Below are 14,931 nucleotides of genomic sequence, written 5' to 3' on the forward strand. Positions count from 1 at the left end.
GCCGAGGCCGCGCGCACCATGGCACAGGAGGGGGTCAAGAGGCTGCCGGTCGTGGACGACGCCGGGCTGCTGGCGGGCATCGTCAGCCGCGCCGATCTGCTCAAGGTCTTCCTGCGCGACGACGACGACATCGCCGAGGAGGTCCGGCACGAGATCGTGGCGTACCTCTTCCCGCCGCCCGCCTCGGTCATCCAGGTGGAAGTGCACGACGGAGTCGTCACGCTGACGGGCCGGATCCGCGACACCGCCCTGGTCCCGGTGGCCGCGCACCTGGTGCGGGCCGTGGAGGGCGTGGTGGACGTGCAGTTCGACCTCGCACCCGCCTGCCACGGAGTGACCGGGGCCGGCCGGCCCTAGCCACGGACCTTCACGGAGCGGAACCCGATCCGGTGTTCCTGCTGCCGCCCGGGCCGGCGAGCCTGTCGCCGCGCGAACGAAGCCGGGAGTCCAGCGCCGGGTCCAGGCGGCGGTCCTCGCGTCCCACCTGGAGCCGCGGAACTCCAGAGCCCCGGGGCACGATGATCGCGCAGCCGCCCATCAGATCGGCCGCCGTCTCGCCGCGCGCCTTGCTGTGCCGCCGCAGCTCCCGGAGCCCGCCGACCCGCCCGGGCCGGTCACCGGAGACGATTCCCACCACACGATGCTTACGTCCACCACCGGGACCGCTCCGACGTGCTCACGCGCGAGGGGTGGGACGACAAGGTACGACGGGCTCCCAGGGAGCCCGTCGGTGTGTCAGCCGCCGTGCCTGATCTCGATGTGTTTGGCCTCCGCCTTCTCGGAGCCCAGGCCCACGCTGACGGTCAGCATGCCGTCCTTGTAGTCGGCCGTGACGTCGTCCTCGTCGGCGCCGGGCGGCAGGGTCACGCTGCGGCTCATCGCGCCGTACCGGATCTCGCTGTGGTTCTTGTCCGCGTCCCGTTCGGTGCGCTCGGCCTTGACCGTGAGAACGCCGTCGCCGATGACGACGTCGATGTCCTCGGCAGACATGCCCGGAAGCTCGGCGCGCATGACGTAACGGTCGTTCTCTGTGTAGTCCTCGATACGGAACGAGGGCATCGCGAACCTGCTCGGAATGGTCTCGAACCAGTCGGGCATGTCCGGGAAGGGGATCCTCTGCCTGCGGGTGAGTGTGCCCATGGCCGTACCTCCTCGGTCTTCTCCTGCCTCCAGTCCAGCACGCCCCGGGTTCCCGTGCTGAGGCCGAACAGCCCCCGTCATGGGTCCTCAAAGTCCCTTTTACCCCTGTCGGGCGCGCTCAGACTGGTGACGGGGGAACGACCACACACGGCGGCGATCACCATGTCCGACGTCACGACCACCGACCTCTACGAAGTGACCATGGCCCTGTCCTACCTGCGGGAGGGCATGCGGGCACCGGCCACCTTCAGCCTGTTCGTGCGTGATCTCCCGCCCGGCCGGGGCTTCCTGGTCGCCGCAGGTCTGGAGCCCGCCCTGGACTTCCTGGCCGGATACCGCGTCGAACGGGAGGACGTCGAGGAGTTCGCGGCGGCCCTGCACCGCCCGGTGCGGGACCTGGAACCGCTCCTCGGCCTGGCCTTCGAGGGCGAGGTGCGCGCCGTGCCCGAGGGGCACACGGTGTGCGCCGGGGAGCCGTTGCTGGAGGTGACGGCACCGCTGCCGCAGGCCCAGCTCGTCGAGACGTACCTGCTGAACCAGGTGTGTCACCAGACGGTGGTGGCGTCGAAGGCGGCACGCTGTGTGCTGGCCGCGGGCGGGCGGCACGTGGTGGACTTCTCCCTGCGCCGCACGCACGGCCCGTGGGCCGGTCTGCAGGCGGCCCGCCTCGGTGCTCTGGTCGGCTTCGCCGGCACGAGCAACGTCGCCGCGGCGACGGCCCTGGGCCTTCCCGCATCGGGCACCATGGCGCACTCCTACATCGAGACGTTCCGCGACGAGGAGGAGGCCTTCCGGGCCTTCGCGCGCTGCCATCCCGGCCCCGTCACCTTCCTCGTGGACACGTACGACACCGAGGCGGGCGTCCGCATCGCGGCCCGGGTCCTGAACGACCTGCGGCGCGGCCCCGGCTGTGCGATCCGCCTGGACAGCGGCGACCTCGACACCCTCGCGCGCCGGTCGCGGGCCCTCCTGGACGCCGCCGGGCTGACCGACGTACGGATCGTGGCCAGCGGCGGACTGGACGAGTACGGCGTGGCCCGGCTGGTGGGCTCCGGCGCCCCGATCGACGTGTACGCCGTGGGCACGCGGGTCGGCGTGGCCGCGGACGCCCCCTACCTGGACGCGGCGTACAAACTCGTGGAGTACGACGGGCGGCCCGTGATGAAGCTGTCCTCGGCGAAGGTCACGGCCCCCGGCCGCAAGCAGGTCCACCGGCGTGCCGGACACCCGGATGTCATCGCCCTGGCCGGGGAGGAACCGCCGGACTCGGCGCGTCCGCTGCTGCACACGGTCATGTCCGGCGGGCGGCGGACGGGCCCGCCGGACCGCTGGCAGGACGCGCGCGAGCGCTTCCGCGAGGACATCGCCGGTCTGCCGGCCTCCGCCCGTCGGATCGAGGACCCCGAACCGGTCCGGGCGACCCGCTCACGGGCGCTGGACGAACTGACCATGAAGGTACGCGTGGACATCGGGGCCCGGATCCTCTCGCCCGACACGACGGCCCGGACCGCCGGGTGACTCCGGGGGCGGCTGAGGCCGACCCGCCCGAGGCGGGGACCAACGGCCCCTGGCAGCAGGTGCGGCGCGCGACTTGCATGGGACCGGATGGCGGCGTCAGCACCGTGGCACGGGCAGGCGGCGGCACACTCCGCGCCACCGCGCCACCGCGCCACCGCGCCACCGCGCCACCGCGCCACCGCGCCACCGCGGCAAGGAGGCGAGGACCATGACCACGCCCGAACGGGGACAGCGAACCGACCGGGTCGCACCGCCGGCACGCCCCGGCGAGAGCGCCGCCCCCATGCGCGCCCGCGTCGGCGACGAGATCGTCGTCCGCGGCACCACGGCCGGTGCAGTCACCCGGGACGGCGAGGTCGTCGGCGTCCACCATCCCGCCGCGGCCCACGGGCTGTCCGCGGCCGCCGGGCCGGAGACTGGAGGCGATCATGTCCTCGCCGAGTGAGCGCCGGCCGATCGTGGTCGGTGTGGAGGCCGATCCCACCCGGCGCACGGCGCTGGCCTGGGCGGCCGACGAGGCGGCCCGCCGAGGAGTGCCGCTCCGGCCGGTCCGCGCCGAGGGCGTGCCGACCAGGGGGCAACGGGGGCCGGACGTCCCGCCGTCCTGGCAGGAGTGGAACGAGGGGCTGCACCGGAGCGGAAAGCAACTCCTCGCCGAGGCCGTGGACTTCGTCGCGGCCCGGCATCCCGCGGTCGAGGTGGACGCCGTACTCGCCGAAGGCGACCCCGTGTGGGTGCTGGGCGAGGAGAGCCGCACCGCCACGGCCGTCGTGCTGGGCTCGGAACACCTCAGCCGAACCCAGGAGGTGTTCGGCTCCGCCGCGGTCGCCCTGCCCCTGATGGCCCGGGCGCACTGCCCGGTCGTGGTCGTCCCGGAAGCGGAACACGTTCCCGAGGAGGCGGCGTTCTATGTCGTCGGCGTCGACGGCAGCGAGCACTCGGCCGCCGCCGTGGACCTGGCCTTCGAGGAGGCTTCCCTGCGCGGCGCCGAGGTGCGGGCCCTGTACGTATGGCAGCCGGGACCGCTGAGGATCTTCGACGAGCACGGAGCCCAGCAGGAGTGCCGGCGACTGCTCTCGGAGACCGTGGCGGGCCGCAACACCCGCTACCCGGACGTGGAGCTGCGGCACGAACTGGTCGTCGGGCATCCGGTCCAGGCGCTCACCGAAGCCTCCGCCCACGCACTGGGCCTGGTGGTGGGCACACGAGGGCACGGCGGCTTCACGGGGATGCTGCTGGGCTCGGTCAGCCAGGGAGTGCTGCACTACGCCCAGTGCTCTGTCCTCGTCGTTCCGCCTGCGCGGGCCTGAACGTAGGCGCGCCAATAGCGCACCTGGCGTGGTGCAGCACCGTACGCCCCACGCGCCCCGGTTCGAGTGCGCCCCGTCCGGGGAGACGGCGGGACATTCGGCCCTGCGGCAGCGGTCGTCGTCCGCGGAGCCCGGCACGAGGGGCCCACCGGCCCCCGGGTCGGGCCCGGGCGGCCCTGCCCCGGACAGCGAGCGCCATCCAGGCTGGAGACAGGACCCGGTATGCCGTCCCGGATCCAGGTGCGGCTCGTCACCGCGGGCGACGGCCGGGCCCGCGACCCCAGGGAGGCCATCGTGATCACGCCACCCCTCGCCACGCCCGACATCACCGCCCTCGTGGCCGATGCCACGGCGGCCCCCTCACTGCACAACGCCCAGCCCTGGAGGTTCCACTACCGGCGCGACAGCGGGATCCTGCGCCTCTACGCCGACCTGGAGCGCGCCCTGCCGCACACGGATCCCGACAACCGCGGCCTGTACCTCGGCTGCGGCGCGGCGCTTCTCAACCTGCGCGTGGCCGCCGCCGCGGCCGGCCGGGATCCGGTGGTCCGGCTGCTGCCCGATCCGGCCGATCCGGCGCTGCTGGCCGAACTGGGCCTCGGCGGCCCGGCCCGTCCCGACGAGGCACTCGCCGCACTGCGGCCGGCGATCCGCCGCCGGCACTCCAGCCGTCATCCCTACCGCGAGGAGGAGATACCGGGCGTGCTGAAGGACCGGTTGCGCGAGGCGGCCCGCGCCGAGGGAGCGGAACTGCTCTTCCCGGGGCCCTGGCATGTGGCGCTGCTGCTGGAGCTGGTGGGGGATGCAGAGGGCCGGGAGGCCGTGGATCCCGGTGTACGGGGTGAGACGGCACGCTGGACCAGAACGGAACCGACGGGCGGCGCCGAGGCCTCGGACGGCATCCCGGCCGAGGCGTTGGGGCCCCGCAGCCGCCGGACCGCCGCTGGTGTACGCGATTTCGCCGCGGGACGCGCAGTGCCCGGTCGCAGCTGGGCGGCCTTCGAACGCCACCCCCAGATCGCCCTGCTCGGCACCGCCCACGACCGGCCGGTGGACTGGTTGTGCGCGGGTCAGGCGCTGGAGCGGGTCCTGTTGCGGGCCACGACGGACGGGCTGGTCGCCTCGCTGACGTCCCAGCCCCTGGAATGGGGCGCGTTGCGGTGGGCGGTCCGTGACCCCGTCTCGGCCATGGCTCACGTGCAGATGGTCATCCGGCTCGGCTACGGGCCCGAAGGCCGTCCGAGTCCCCGCCGGCCCGTCGCCGACGTGCTGGACGTCGTATGAGACGGCGACGCCCACGGGCGTCGGACCCGGGGGAGAGGCCGGGTGAAGGTGTCCGAGGTGATGACCGCTCCCGCGGTGGCCGTGCCACGGAACCGACCGCGACACAGCGGTGCGCGGGCTCGGCGGGGGGCTGCCACCGACCACGGCGGTCGGAGCGGTGATGTCGGCGGGGGTGGTCGCGGTCGACGCCGCGGACGACGCCCAGGCGGCCTGTCGCACCTTCCGCCGCATCGGCGTACGCCGCCTGCCGGTGCTGGACGGAGACCTCCTGGTGGGCGTGGTGACGCTCGACGACCTCCTGCTGGACCGCGACGACGGTGCTCCAGGAGCGCACGAGCGGGTTACCGGCTGGGCGGACCGCAGGAGGCACCACCCACCCCGGCGGGCTCGTGGTCCTGCAGGACGGGGCCCCGGTCAGCAGGTCGCTGCCCGAGGGAGCGGGTCACTGCTGCTCAGCGCGCACGATCACCACCGGGCAGCTCGCGTGCTGCGAGACATGCTGGCTGACCGAGCCGAGCAGGGCGGCGGCGAACCCGCCCCTGCCCCGGCTGCCGACGACGAGGAGTTCCGCTCCCTCGGCGGCCCGCAGCAGCACGTCGGCGGCATTGCCGTGCACCACATGGCTGCGGACCGAGCCGCTCGCGTCCGCGCCGAGCACGTCGGTCAGCTCCTTGTGCATCCGCTGCCGGGTCTCCTCCTCGTCGAGGTCCATGTCCACGGCGGGCGCCGACCACCCGTACAGCCCCGGCAGCTCCCACACCGCGACCGCGTCCACGGTGGCGCCGACGAGGCCCGCGTACCGGACGGCCCAGCGCAGGGCCTCGTACGAGGACGGCGATCCGTCGACACCGACGACCACCCGGGGCCCGGAGGCATCCCTGTCCATGTGTCCCACCTCTCCTACGGCTCTCCCACCCCGTCGATCGGCCCCGTTCGTTTCCACGCTGCACGCGCTCCCGCCATCTCGCCAGGGCAACGCGACCGGGGCGCTGCGGTCGGCGCAGCCGGCGGGCATCGAGGCCCCCGCGTTGTGCCGTCCGAGGGCGATCCTGCGAGAAAAGGACGATGATGTCTGAGGGGTGAGTGCTCATGCAGGCGAACGTCGTCGACGTACTGCTCCTCATGTCGCGGGAAGAGCCATGAGCAAGGGGGCGCCGGCCCGGCCGCGGGCCGAGGCGGCGGGCTGCGGTTCCCGGCTGCCGTCGCGCAGGACGGCGCGGACCGCCGTCGTGCGCAGGGCCTCGTCGACGAAGGGCGACTGGATGCTGTTGCCCGGGGGCTCCTGGCGGCACGTCGAGACGATCAGAGTGCGCAGTCTGTTCGGCTGAGAGCGGAGCGGCGTGCGCCACCGCTGCTCACGTCTGCTGGGGCACGATCGCGACCGGACACTGAGCGTGATGCAGCAGCGTGTGGCCCACCCGGCCGAGCTGGAGGCCGAGGTGTCCCGTCCGGCGGCGGGTACCGATGACCACGAGGTCCGCGGCCGCCGACCGGTTCACCAGGACCTTGCTCGCGGGACCCTCGAGCACCGAGCGGTGGGTCCGCACGCGCGGATACTCGGCGATCGGCTCACGGAGCGCCGCATCGAGCAGCGCGGCGGCCGACGCGTCGGCCGGCTCTTCCGCCCGGCTCCGCTCACCGCCCGCCTCGAAGGCAGGGTGGCGCCAGGCACGTACGACGTCCAGGATGCTGCCCCGCACGTCGGCCTCACGGAAGGCGAACCGAAGGGCCTCGGAGCCCGTGTCCGCGTCCCCGAGGCCGAGCAGGATCCGTCCGTGCGTACCGGTCAGACCCGCCCGATCACCTCGGACCACGACCACGGGGCAGTGTGCCCGGGCCGCGACGGCCAGACCGACCGAGCCGAGCAGCAGTCCCTTGAGCCGGCCGCGCCCGCGTGAGCCCGTCACCACCGCGAAGGCGGCGTCGCCCTCGCGCACGAGAGCGGTCGCGGCGTCCTCCGGGACGACCTCGGTGGTGACCTTCACATCGGGGTTGTGCCGCTCGGCGCGCTCGGCCGCGCAGGCCACGATGTGCTTGGCCGGCACCCGCTCGGAGGGACGACCGATGCCGGTCCCCGGCAGCGCGCCCTCGTAACGCTCCCAGAGGGAGCCGTGGACGAACCGCAGCGGCACGCCGTGCCGGACGGCTTCGTCCACGGCCCAGTCGACCGCGAGCAGACACGAGTCCGATCCGTCCACGCCCACCACCAGAGGAGGTGCCATCGTCCCCACCACCTTTCCCGGGCTGCCGGCGAGTCCCGCGACACACAGGGGGCCCAACCTCACGTTGCATCCGCTCCGGGCGGGGCACGAGGGCCCTTCGGCTCTTTCCGTGCGTCAGGGCAGCGGTCAGTCGCGGCGCAGTGCGGCGAGTGTCGCGGCGAGGTCCGCCGGGCGGGGGCGGTTGTGCGGCAGCCTGCCCAGTACGGCGGCCATGCCGCAGGTGTCGGTGAGCGCGGAGAGGACGAGACCGCCCGCGATGCCGGCCGAGAGGATCTGGAAGGCCGGATGCACCAGCAGGCCGAGGAGCAGGCCCACAAGTACGACCGTGCCCGCCGTGAAGCGCACCTGTCGCTCCATGCTCCAGCCGGCCCGGGTGTCGCAGGCGGCCGGCCGGTGCAGTTCGTGTCCTCCGCCGGCCCAGGCACGGGTGCCGCCGGTGAGGCTGGCCGTCGGGATGCCCTCCTGGGCCAGCAGCCTGCACGCGTTCTCCGAGCGGGCGCCGGAGGCGCACACCACGAGGACGTCGCCGCGTCCGGCGGCATGCCGTATCTCGGACAGCGCGCGCCGGACCTGGTCCAGAGGGATGTTGAGGGCACCGGGGAGGTGGCCGGAGGCGTACTCGCCGGGGGTGCGCACGTCGATGACGGTGAGGTCGTCCAGCCGGGCGCGGGCCTGCTCGGTGTCGAGGATGAGGGGGGTGGTGGTCATGGCAGATGTGATCCTTGATGGTCGCCGCCGTCCCTGACCGGGACGTACAGTACCCCTAGGGGTATTTTTTCCGAGGAGTGATCGTGGAACTGGAGCTTGAGGGCGCGTCCCTGAGATCCGTGCTGAACCGGCTGCGGCGTGCGCAGGGCCAGATCGCCGGCGTGATCCGGATGATCGAGGAGGGGCGGGACTGCGAGGACGTCATCACGCAGCTGGCCGCCGCCTCACGGGCACTCGACCGGGCCGGGTTCGCGATCATCGCCACCGGCCTGCAGCAGTGCGTGGCCGACATCGAATCGGGCCGCAAGAACGGTGAGGACACGGAGGCGATGCGCGCGCGGCTGGAGAAGCTGTTCCTCTCGCTCGCGTAGGGCATGCGGGGCAGCGGGCGCCACAGCCGCGCGAGCGCGGTCGCTTGCTCATCCCACCACCGCGTCGACCAGCATGAAGCCGGCCACCGCCAGCAGGACGACAGCGAAGACCCGCTGCAGGGTGTGCCCGGACAGCTTCGCCGACAGGCGCTTGCCGTCCCAGGCGCCCAGGATCGCCGCCCCGGCGAACGGCCCGATGACGGACCAGTCGAGGCCGTCGGCCGTACCGGCGCGCATCGCCAGGGCGGCCAGCGAGTTGACGGTGATGACGAGCAGGCTGGTGCCCACGGCCGCCCGCATCCGCATGCCGAGGACGCCGACCAGCGCGGGGACCGCGAGGAAGCCGCCGCCCACGCCGAGCACGCCGGTGACCGCGCCCAGACCGGCACCGGCGGCCGCCGCCCGGCCCGGCCGTACCCGGACGGCGCTGTCCGCGTCCGGGCGGGGCCTGAGCATGCGTACCGCGGCGGCGGCCGCCACCACGGCGAAGGCCACGGTCAGCGCCGCCGCCGGCAGACGCCCGGCGAGCGCGCCGCCCAGCATGGCCGGGCCGATCCCGGCCGCCGCGAACAGCAGCCCCGTACGCCAGCGGACGTGCCCGTCGCGGGCGTGCGCGGACAGGGCGGTGGCGGAGGTGACGCTGACGATCACCAGGCTGGCCGTGGTGGCCGCGACCGGGGTGAAGCCGAGCAGATAGATCAGGGCGGGTACGGCCAGCACACTGCCGCCGCCGCCCAGGGCGCCGAGCGCCAGGCCGATGACGGCCCCGGCGATCAGCGCGAGGAGCACAGCGCTCACGCGACGGTCCCGTTCCCGCCTCGCGTGTCCACGACCGGCAGTCCCGCCCGGGCCCACTCCTGCATGCCGCCCATGACGTCGACGGCCTCGACGCCCCTGGCCCGCAGCAGTTCGGCGGCCCGCTGGGAGCGACGGCCCGAGCGGCAGATCACGATGACCGGCCCCGCCTGCGCCTCGGCGGGAAGCCCGGCACCGGCGGCGAGTGCGGCGAGGGTCAGGTGCACGGCGCCGGGGGCGTGTCCGGCCTGCCACTCGTCGGCTTCGCGTATGTCGAGCAACACGGAGGTCGCGCTGTTCCCGGCCGCCCGCGCGTGCACGGTGCGGACGGCGGCCTCCCGCACGGTCACCCGCGCCGGGCCGCCCTGGCCGCGTTGGAAGAGGCTCATCCTGGTCCTGTTCGTCATCTTCGCCTTCTTCGACTTCTCGGTTGTGATGCCTGGCGGCGGACGCCGTCAGGCGGTGCGGACGGTGAGCCCGGCCCTCTCGGCCGAGTCGAAGCGGTCGTCGACCGCGACGACGTCACGGCCGGCCGCGTCCAGCAGGGAGGCGGCGATGGCGGCGCGCACGCCGCCGGCGCAGTGCACCCACACCTGACCGCCGGGGACCTCGTGGAGGCGGTCGCGCAGGGTGTGCACGGGGATGTGGACCGAGCCCGCGACATGGCCCGACGCCCGCTCCGAGTCCCGGCGGACGTCCAGCACGACGATGCCGTCCCCGGGGTGCTCCGCGAGGTCGGCGAACGTGGCCCGCGGGAAGGAGGCGAGAGCCTCGCCCTCCCGTGCCCAGCGCGAGGGCTCCCCGACGGCCGCGGCGGCCGGGCGGTCGATGCCGACCCGGGCCAACTCGCGCTGGGCGGCGGCCAGTTGCCCGGCGGACTCGGCGAGCAGGGTCACCGGCTTGCCCCACGGGACCAGCCAGGCCAGGTAGGTGGCGAGCTGTCCCTCGGCCTCGAAGTTGAACGAACCGGCGACGTGCCCTTCGGCGAAGGCGATCCGGTTGCGCAGGTCGACCACCCACTCCCCGGCGGCGAGCCGGCCGGCGATCTCGTCGGCGTCCGCGAGGGCGGGCGGGGTCAGGTCGAGGGGCGCGGGCCCCGCGGCGTTGGCCGGGCCCATGTGGGCGTAGTACGCGGGAACGTCGTCCAGACCGGCGAGCAGGTCGGCGACGAAGCCGTCCACGTCCCGGGTCAGGGCGGTGTTGGACGCCTTCTCCTTGCCGATCGTGGTGGACACGCCCTCCGCCCGGCCCGCCGAGCAGAAGCTGCCGAAGCCGTGCGTGGGCAGCACGGTGGCCTCGTCGGGCAGTTCAGTGGCCAGGCGGTGCGCGGAGGCGTGCTGGGCCCGGGCGAGGTCTTCCGTCAACCGTGGTTCGACCAGGTCGGGCCGGCCGACGGTGCCGATCAGCAGGGAGCCGCCGGTGAACACGGCGACGGCCGTGCCGTTCTCCTCCAGCGCGTAGGAGGTGTGGTGCGGGGTGTGGCCGGGCGTCGCTATCGCGCGCAGCACCAGTCCGGCGCCGGCGTCGATCTCGTGGTGGTCGCCGTCGTCCACCGGTACGCGCTCGTACGAGACCCGGGCCGCTGCGGGGACGAGGTAGGCGGCGCCCGTGATGCGGGCCAACTCCAGTCCGCCGGTGACGTAGTCGTTGTGGAGGTGGGTCTCGACGACGTGGGATATCCGCACCCCGCGCCGTGCGGCGGCGGCGATCACCCGGTCGATGTCACGAGGCGGGTCGACCACCACGGCCGTCCGTTCGCCGCCCGCCAGATAGCTGCGGTTGCCGAGCCCGGCCACCTCGATCGTGTCGACGAAGAACACGGGAACTCCTTTCCAGTTACCCCCCGGGGTATATTTCGACGGTAGCATGAGTACCCCGGGGGGTATTTTGGGGGTGTGGGAAAGCCCCTGAGACACCGGCCGACCGCACCGCCGTACAGGCCCTCGACCCGGGCCCGCGCAGCGCGAGCCGTGCGGACGCCGTCCCTCCAGAGGGGTTCGTATTACCCCAGTCGGAGCTGGTCACCCGGCCGGTGCCGAGCGGCGGACGGACGCTGTACGGGGTGGAGGGACGCCGTACGGGCGGCGGACCTCAGCCCCAGCCGGGCCGAAGGGACGCCTTGCGGGCGGGCGTGGCCCGAACGGCCCTGTCCGGTACCCGGCGGTCCGCCCGAGGGTGGGTGCTGTGCCCGCCCGGGTACAGCTCACGCCCGATCGCCGTCCGATCCGGAAGGAACCCCGATGTCCGTCGACACGCAGCAGACGCCCGCAGGGCTCACGGACGAGGAGCTCGCCACGCTGGACGCACACTGGCGCGCCGCGAACTACCTCTCCGTCGGCCAGATCTACCTCATGGCCAACCCCTTGCTGACCGAACCGCTGCGCCCCGAGCACGTCAAGCCGCGCCTGCTCGGCCACTGGGGCACCTCACCCGGCCTCAACCTCGTGCACACCCACCTCAACCGCCTCATCAGGGCCCGCGGCCTGAACGCCCTGTGCATCTGGGGACCGGGTCACGGGGGCCCCGCCGTCCTGGCCAACTCCTGGCTGGAGGGGTCGTACACGGAGACCTATCCGGACGTCACCCGGGACGCGGCGGGCATGGCCCGGCTGTTCAAGCAGTTCTCCTTCCCCGGCGGCGTGCCGAGCCACGTCGCGCCGGAGACGCCGGGCTCGATCCACGAGGGAGGCGAACTCGGCTACTCCCTCTCGCACGCCTACGGCGCCGCACTGGACAACCCGGACCTGCTGGTCGCCTGCGTGATCGGCGACGGCGAGGCGGAGACCGGGCCGCTGGCCGCGTCCTGGCACTCCAACAAGTTCCTCGACCCGGTCGACGACGGCGCCGTCCTGCCGGTCCTGCACCTCAACGGCTACAAGATCGCCAATCCGACCGTGCTGTCCCGGCTCCCCGAGACGGAACTCGACGACCTGCTCAGGGGCTACGGCCACGAGCCGATCCATGTCACCGGCGACGACCCGGCGGCCGTACACCGCGCGATGGCCGGGGCCATGGACACCGCCGTCGACCGCATCACCGCCCTGCAGCGGGCCGCCCGGGAGGACGGGGCCACGGACCGGCCCCGCTGGCCGGTGATCGTGCTGCGCACCCCGAAGGGCTGGACCGGCCCGGCCGAGGTCGACGGGCTGCCGGTGGAGGGCACCTGGCGCTCCCACCAGGTGCCGCTCGCCGCCGTCCGGGACAACCCCGAGCACCTGCGGCAGCTGGAGCAGTGGCTCCGGTCGTACCGTCCCGAGGAACTGTTCGACGAGCACGGCGTCCCGCGCCCGGACGTGCTCGCCTGCATCCCCGAGGGGGCCCGGCGGCTCGGGGCCACCCCGCACGCCAACGGCGGACTCCTGGTGCGCGAGCTGCCCCTGCCGCCCCTGGAGAAGTACGCCGTGCAGGTCGACAAGCCCGGCGCCACCCTGCACGAGCCGACCCGTGTCCTCGGCGACCTGCTCCGGGACGTCATGGCGGCCACCGCCGACCGCCGTGACTTCCGCCTGGTCGGCCCCGACGAGACCGCCTCCAACCGGCTGCAGGCCGTCTACGGCGCCAGCGGCAAGGCCTGGCAGGCCGCGACCCTCCCGGTCGACGAGCACCTCGACCGGCACGGGCGGGTCATGGAGATCCTCTCCGAACACACCTGCCAGGGCTGGCTGGAGGGCTACCTCCTCACCGGCCGGCACGGGCTGTTCTCCTGCTACGAGGCGTTCGTGCACATCGTCGACTCGATGGTCAACCAGCACATCAAATGGCTGCGCACCACGCGCCGCCTGCCCTGGCGCGCCCCCATCGCCTCCCTCAACTACCTGCTCACCTCGCACGTGTGGCGGCAGGACCACAACGGCTTCTCCCACCAGGATCCCGGCTTCGTCGACCACATCCTCAACAAGAGCCCCGAGGCGGTGCGGGTCTACCTGCCGCCGGACACCAACACCCTGCTGTCGGTGGCCGACCACGTGCTGCGCAGCCGCGACTACGTCAACGTCGTCGTCGCCGGCAAACAGCCCTGCTTCGACTGGCTGCCGATGGAAGAGGCCACGGTGCACTGCGCGCGCGGCGCGGGCATCTGGGAGTGGGCCGGCACCGAGGACGGTACCCGCGAGCCCGACGTGGTCCTGGGCTGCGCGGGCGACGTGCCCACACAGGAGGTGCTGGCGGCGGCCCAGTTGCTGCGCAGGGAACTGCCCGAGCTGGTGGTGCGTGTGGTGAACGTCGTCGACATCGCCCGGCTGTTGCCGAGCGAGGAACACCCGCACGGGATGAGCGACTTCGAGTACGACGGACTCTTCACCGCCGACAAGCCCGTCATCTTCGCCTACCACGGCTATCCGTGGCTGATCCACCGCCTCGCCTACCGCCGCACCGGGCACCGCCACCTGCACGTGCGCGGCTACAAGGAGATCGGCACCACCACGACGCCGTTCGACATGGTGGTCCGCAACGACCTGGACCGCTACCGCCTCGTGATGGACGTGATCGACCGCGTCCCCGGTCTGGCGGTGCGGGCGGCCGCCGTGCGTCAGCGGATGGCGGACGCCCGGCAGCGCCACCAGGTATGGATCCGCGAGCACGGCATGGACCTGCCCGAGGTGGCCGACTGGGCGTGGGACGGCTGAACCGGTCCGGGACCCCGGTGTGCCCCCGCCCCGGACCGTGGCGGGGGCGGATTCACAGGTGCGCCGCGTGGTCGGGGACGTACGTCTGCAGATCGCGCGGCGGCCGTTCGTAGCCGCTGGACGGCGGCCGCTCCGGCAGCTCCAGCACCGGTGGCGGCACCTCGTGGTAGGGGACGGACGACAGCAGGTGGGCCATCATGTTCAGCCGGGCACGCCGCTTGTCGTCGCTCTCCACGACGTACCAGGGCGCCTCGGCGATGTCGGTGTGCACCATCATCTCGTCCTTCGCCCGGGAGTACGCCTCCCAACGGGTGATCGACTCCAGGTCCATCGGCGACAGCTTCCAGCGCCGCAGCGGATCCTGCAGCCGGCGCTGGAAGCGCTCCTGCTGTACGGCGTCGCTCACCGAGAACCAGTACTTGCGCAGCAGGATCCCGTCCTCGACCAGCATCCGCTCGAAGATCGGGCACTGGCGCAGGAACAGCTGGTGCTCTTCCTTGGTGCAGAAGCCCATGACGCGCTCGACGCCGGCCCGGTTGTACCAGGACCGGTCGAAGAGCACGATCTCCCCGGCGGCCGGCAGATGCTCGACGTACCGCTGGAAGTACCACTGGGTGCGCTCGCGCTCCGTCGGCTTGGGCAGCGCCACGATCCGGGCGACACGGGGGTTGAGATACTGGGTGACCCGCTGGATGGCGCCGCCCTTGCCGGCCGCGTCCCGCCCCTCGAAGACGACGACCAGCCGGGCGCCCTCGGCGCGCACCCACTCCTGCAGCTTGACCAACTCGATCTGCAGCCGCAGCAGTTCGGCCTCGTACGTCTTGCGAGAGAGCGTCTCCGCGTTCTTGTCCGTCATACGGTCATTCTCTCCCGGCCCGCCTGCCTCCGCGGGGCGGTCGGGCCGGGTGTTCCGGCGTCCCCGGGCGGCCCGGCCGTACGGCTCGACCGCGTGGTCCGG

The 14,931-nt window shown here is 73.3% G+C and carries 17 protein-coding genes and 1 pseudogene; 9 read left to right on the forward strand and 9 right to left on the reverse strand.

The window, feature by feature from the left end; all coding sequences use genetic code 11:
- On the forward strand, positions 1 to 357 hold a 357-nt coding region (locus tag ABT288_RS45985), incomplete at its 5' end, for a BON domain-containing protein (protein ID WP_351621856.1).
- Positions 358 to 367: 10 nt separating this feature from the next.
- On the opposite strand, the gene ABT288_RS45990 is transcribed toward ABT288_RS45985, so the two are convergent.
- Together ABT288_RS45990 and ABT288_RS45995 are read right to left on the reverse strand one after the other, a co-directional pair.
- Complete coding sequence (locus ABT288_RS45990) at positions 368 to 634, reverse strand: hypothetical protein (RefSeq protein ID WP_351621859.1); 267 nt, start codon at positions 632 to 634, stop codon at positions 368 to 370.
- Positions 635 to 735: 101 nt separating this feature from the next.
- Positions 736 to 1,140 carry an Hsp20/alpha crystallin family protein gene (locus ABT288_RS45995; RefSeq protein WP_351621861.1) on the reverse strand — a complete coding sequence of 135 codons (405 nt, stop codon included), beginning with the start codon at positions 1,138 to 1,140 and terminating at the stop codon, positions 736 to 738.
- 162 nt (positions 1,141 to 1,302) lie between these two features.
- Between ABT288_RS45995 and ABT288_RS46000 the strand changes: the two genes are divergently transcribed.
- The 5 genes and pseudogenes from ABT288_RS46000 to ABT288_RS50450 all read left to right on the forward strand — a co-directional run.
- The gene (locus ABT288_RS46000) at positions 1,303 to 2,658 is read left to right on the forward strand and encodes a nicotinate phosphoribosyltransferase (RefSeq protein ID WP_351621864.1); all 1,356 of its coding nucleotides are present in this window, start codon (positions 1,303 to 1,305) and stop codon (positions 2,656 to 2,658) included.
- Between the two features lie 208 nt (positions 2,659 to 2,866).
- Entirely contained in the window at positions 2,867 to 3,103 is a 237-nt protein-coding gene (locus tag ABT288_RS46005; protein WP_351621867.1) for a DUF1918 domain-containing protein, read from the forward strand.
- A complete protein-coding gene (locus tag ABT288_RS46010) occupies positions 3,087 to 3,968 on the forward strand; it encodes a universal stress protein (protein ID WP_351621870.1) in 882 nt (293 codons plus the stop codon). The genes ABT288_RS46005 and ABT288_RS46010 overlap by 17 nt, the downstream gene beginning before the upstream one ends.
- Positions 3,969 to 4,262: 294 nt before the next feature.
- Positions 4,263 to 5,252, forward strand: coding sequence for an Acg family FMN-binding oxidoreductase (locus tag ABT288_RS46015; RefSeq protein ID WP_502973002.1), 990 nt, complete (start codon positions 4,263 to 4,265; stop codon positions 5,250 to 5,252).
- Positions 5,253 to 5,412: 160 nt separating this feature from the next.
- Positions 5,413 to 5,541: pseudogene (locus ABT288_RS50450) on the forward strand (CBS domain-containing protein); the annotation flags it as partial.
- Between the two features lie 153 nt (positions 5,542 to 5,694).
- Here the strand turns inward: ABT288_RS50450 and ABT288_RS46025 are convergent.
- The gene (locus ABT288_RS46025) at positions 5,695 to 6,138 is read right to left on the reverse strand and encodes a universal stress protein (RefSeq protein ID WP_351621875.1); all 444 of its coding nucleotides are present in this window, start codon (positions 6,136 to 6,138) and stop codon (positions 5,695 to 5,697) included.
- A gap of 253 nt (positions 6,139 to 6,391) precedes the next feature.
- Here ABT288_RS46025 and ABT288_RS46030 point away from each other — a divergent pair, with 253 nt between their 5' ends.
- Positions 6,392 to 6,580, forward strand: a complete 189-nt coding sequence (locus ABT288_RS46030; protein ID WP_351621878.1) for a hypothetical protein — start codon at positions 6,392 to 6,394, stop codon at positions 6,578 to 6,580.
- A gap of 27 nt (positions 6,581 to 6,607) precedes the next feature.
- Here ABT288_RS46030 and ABT288_RS46035 read toward each other — a convergent pair whose 3' ends face one another.
- Positions 6,608 to 7,474, reverse strand: a complete 867-nt coding sequence (locus ABT288_RS46035; RefSeq protein WP_351621880.1) for a universal stress protein — start codon at positions 7,472 to 7,474, stop codon at positions 6,608 to 6,610.
- A 126-nt stretch (positions 7,475 to 7,600) separates the two neighbouring features.
- The gene (locus ABT288_RS46040; protein ID WP_351621883.1) at positions 7,601 to 8,182 is read right to left on the reverse strand and encodes a rhodanese-like domain-containing protein; all 582 of its coding nucleotides are present in this window, start codon (positions 8,180 to 8,182) and stop codon (positions 7,601 to 7,603) included.
- An 83-nt stretch (positions 8,183 to 8,265) separates the two neighbouring features.
- On the opposite strand from ABT288_RS46040, the gene ABT288_RS46045 reads away from it, so the two are divergent.
- Positions 8,266 to 8,553, forward strand: a complete 288-nt coding sequence (locus ABT288_RS46045; protein WP_351621886.1) for a metal-sensitive transcriptional regulator — start codon at positions 8,266 to 8,268, stop codon at positions 8,551 to 8,553.
- Positions 8,554 to 8,601: 48 nt separating this feature from the next.
- On the opposite strand, the gene ABT288_RS46050 is transcribed toward ABT288_RS46045, so the two are convergent.
- The 3 genes from ABT288_RS46050 to ABT288_RS46060 all read right to left on the reverse strand — a co-directional run bounded on the left by ABT288_RS46050 (position 8,602) and on the right by ABT288_RS46060 (position 11,168).
- Positions 8,602 to 9,351 carry a sulfite exporter TauE/SafE family protein gene (locus ABT288_RS46050; RefSeq protein ID WP_351621889.1) on the reverse strand — a complete coding sequence of 250 codons (750 nt, stop codon included), beginning with the start codon at positions 9,349 to 9,351 and terminating at the stop codon, positions 8,602 to 8,604.
- Positions 9,348 to 9,737, reverse strand: coding sequence for a rhodanese-like domain-containing protein (locus ABT288_RS46055; RefSeq protein WP_450860234.1), 390 nt, complete (start codon positions 9,735 to 9,737; stop codon positions 9,348 to 9,350). Before ABT288_RS46055 ends, ABT288_RS46050 begins: the two co-directional genes overlap by 4 nt.
- 66 nt (positions 9,738 to 9,803) lie before the next feature.
- Entirely contained in the window at positions 9,804 to 11,168 is a 1,365-nt protein-coding gene (locus ABT288_RS46060) for an MBL fold metallo-hydrolase (protein WP_351621894.1), read from the reverse strand.
- Between the two features lie 420 nt (positions 11,169 to 11,588).
- Between ABT288_RS46060 and ABT288_RS46065 the strand changes: the two genes are divergently transcribed.
- The gene (locus ABT288_RS46065; RefSeq protein WP_351621897.1) at positions 11,589 to 13,973 is read left to right on the forward strand and encodes a phosphoketolase family protein; all 2,385 of its coding nucleotides are present in this window, start codon (positions 11,589 to 11,591) and stop codon (positions 13,971 to 13,973) included.
- Positions 13,974 to 14,025: 52 nt separating this feature from the next.
- Here the strand turns inward: ABT288_RS46065 and ppk2 are convergent, their stop codons facing one another.
- Positions 14,026 to 14,829 carry a polyphosphate kinase 2 gene (ppk2, locus tag ABT288_RS46070; RefSeq protein ID WP_351621900.1) on the reverse strand — a complete coding sequence of 268 codons (804 nt, stop codon included), beginning with the start codon at positions 14,827 to 14,829 and terminating at the stop codon, positions 14,026 to 14,028.
- Positions 14,830 to 14,931 lie beyond the last annotated feature (102 nt).

It is taken from the genome of Streptomyces sp. NPDC001093 (assembly GCF_040298985.1).
Lineage (GTDB): Bacteria > Actinomycetota > Actinomycetes > Streptomycetales > Streptomycetaceae > Streptomyces.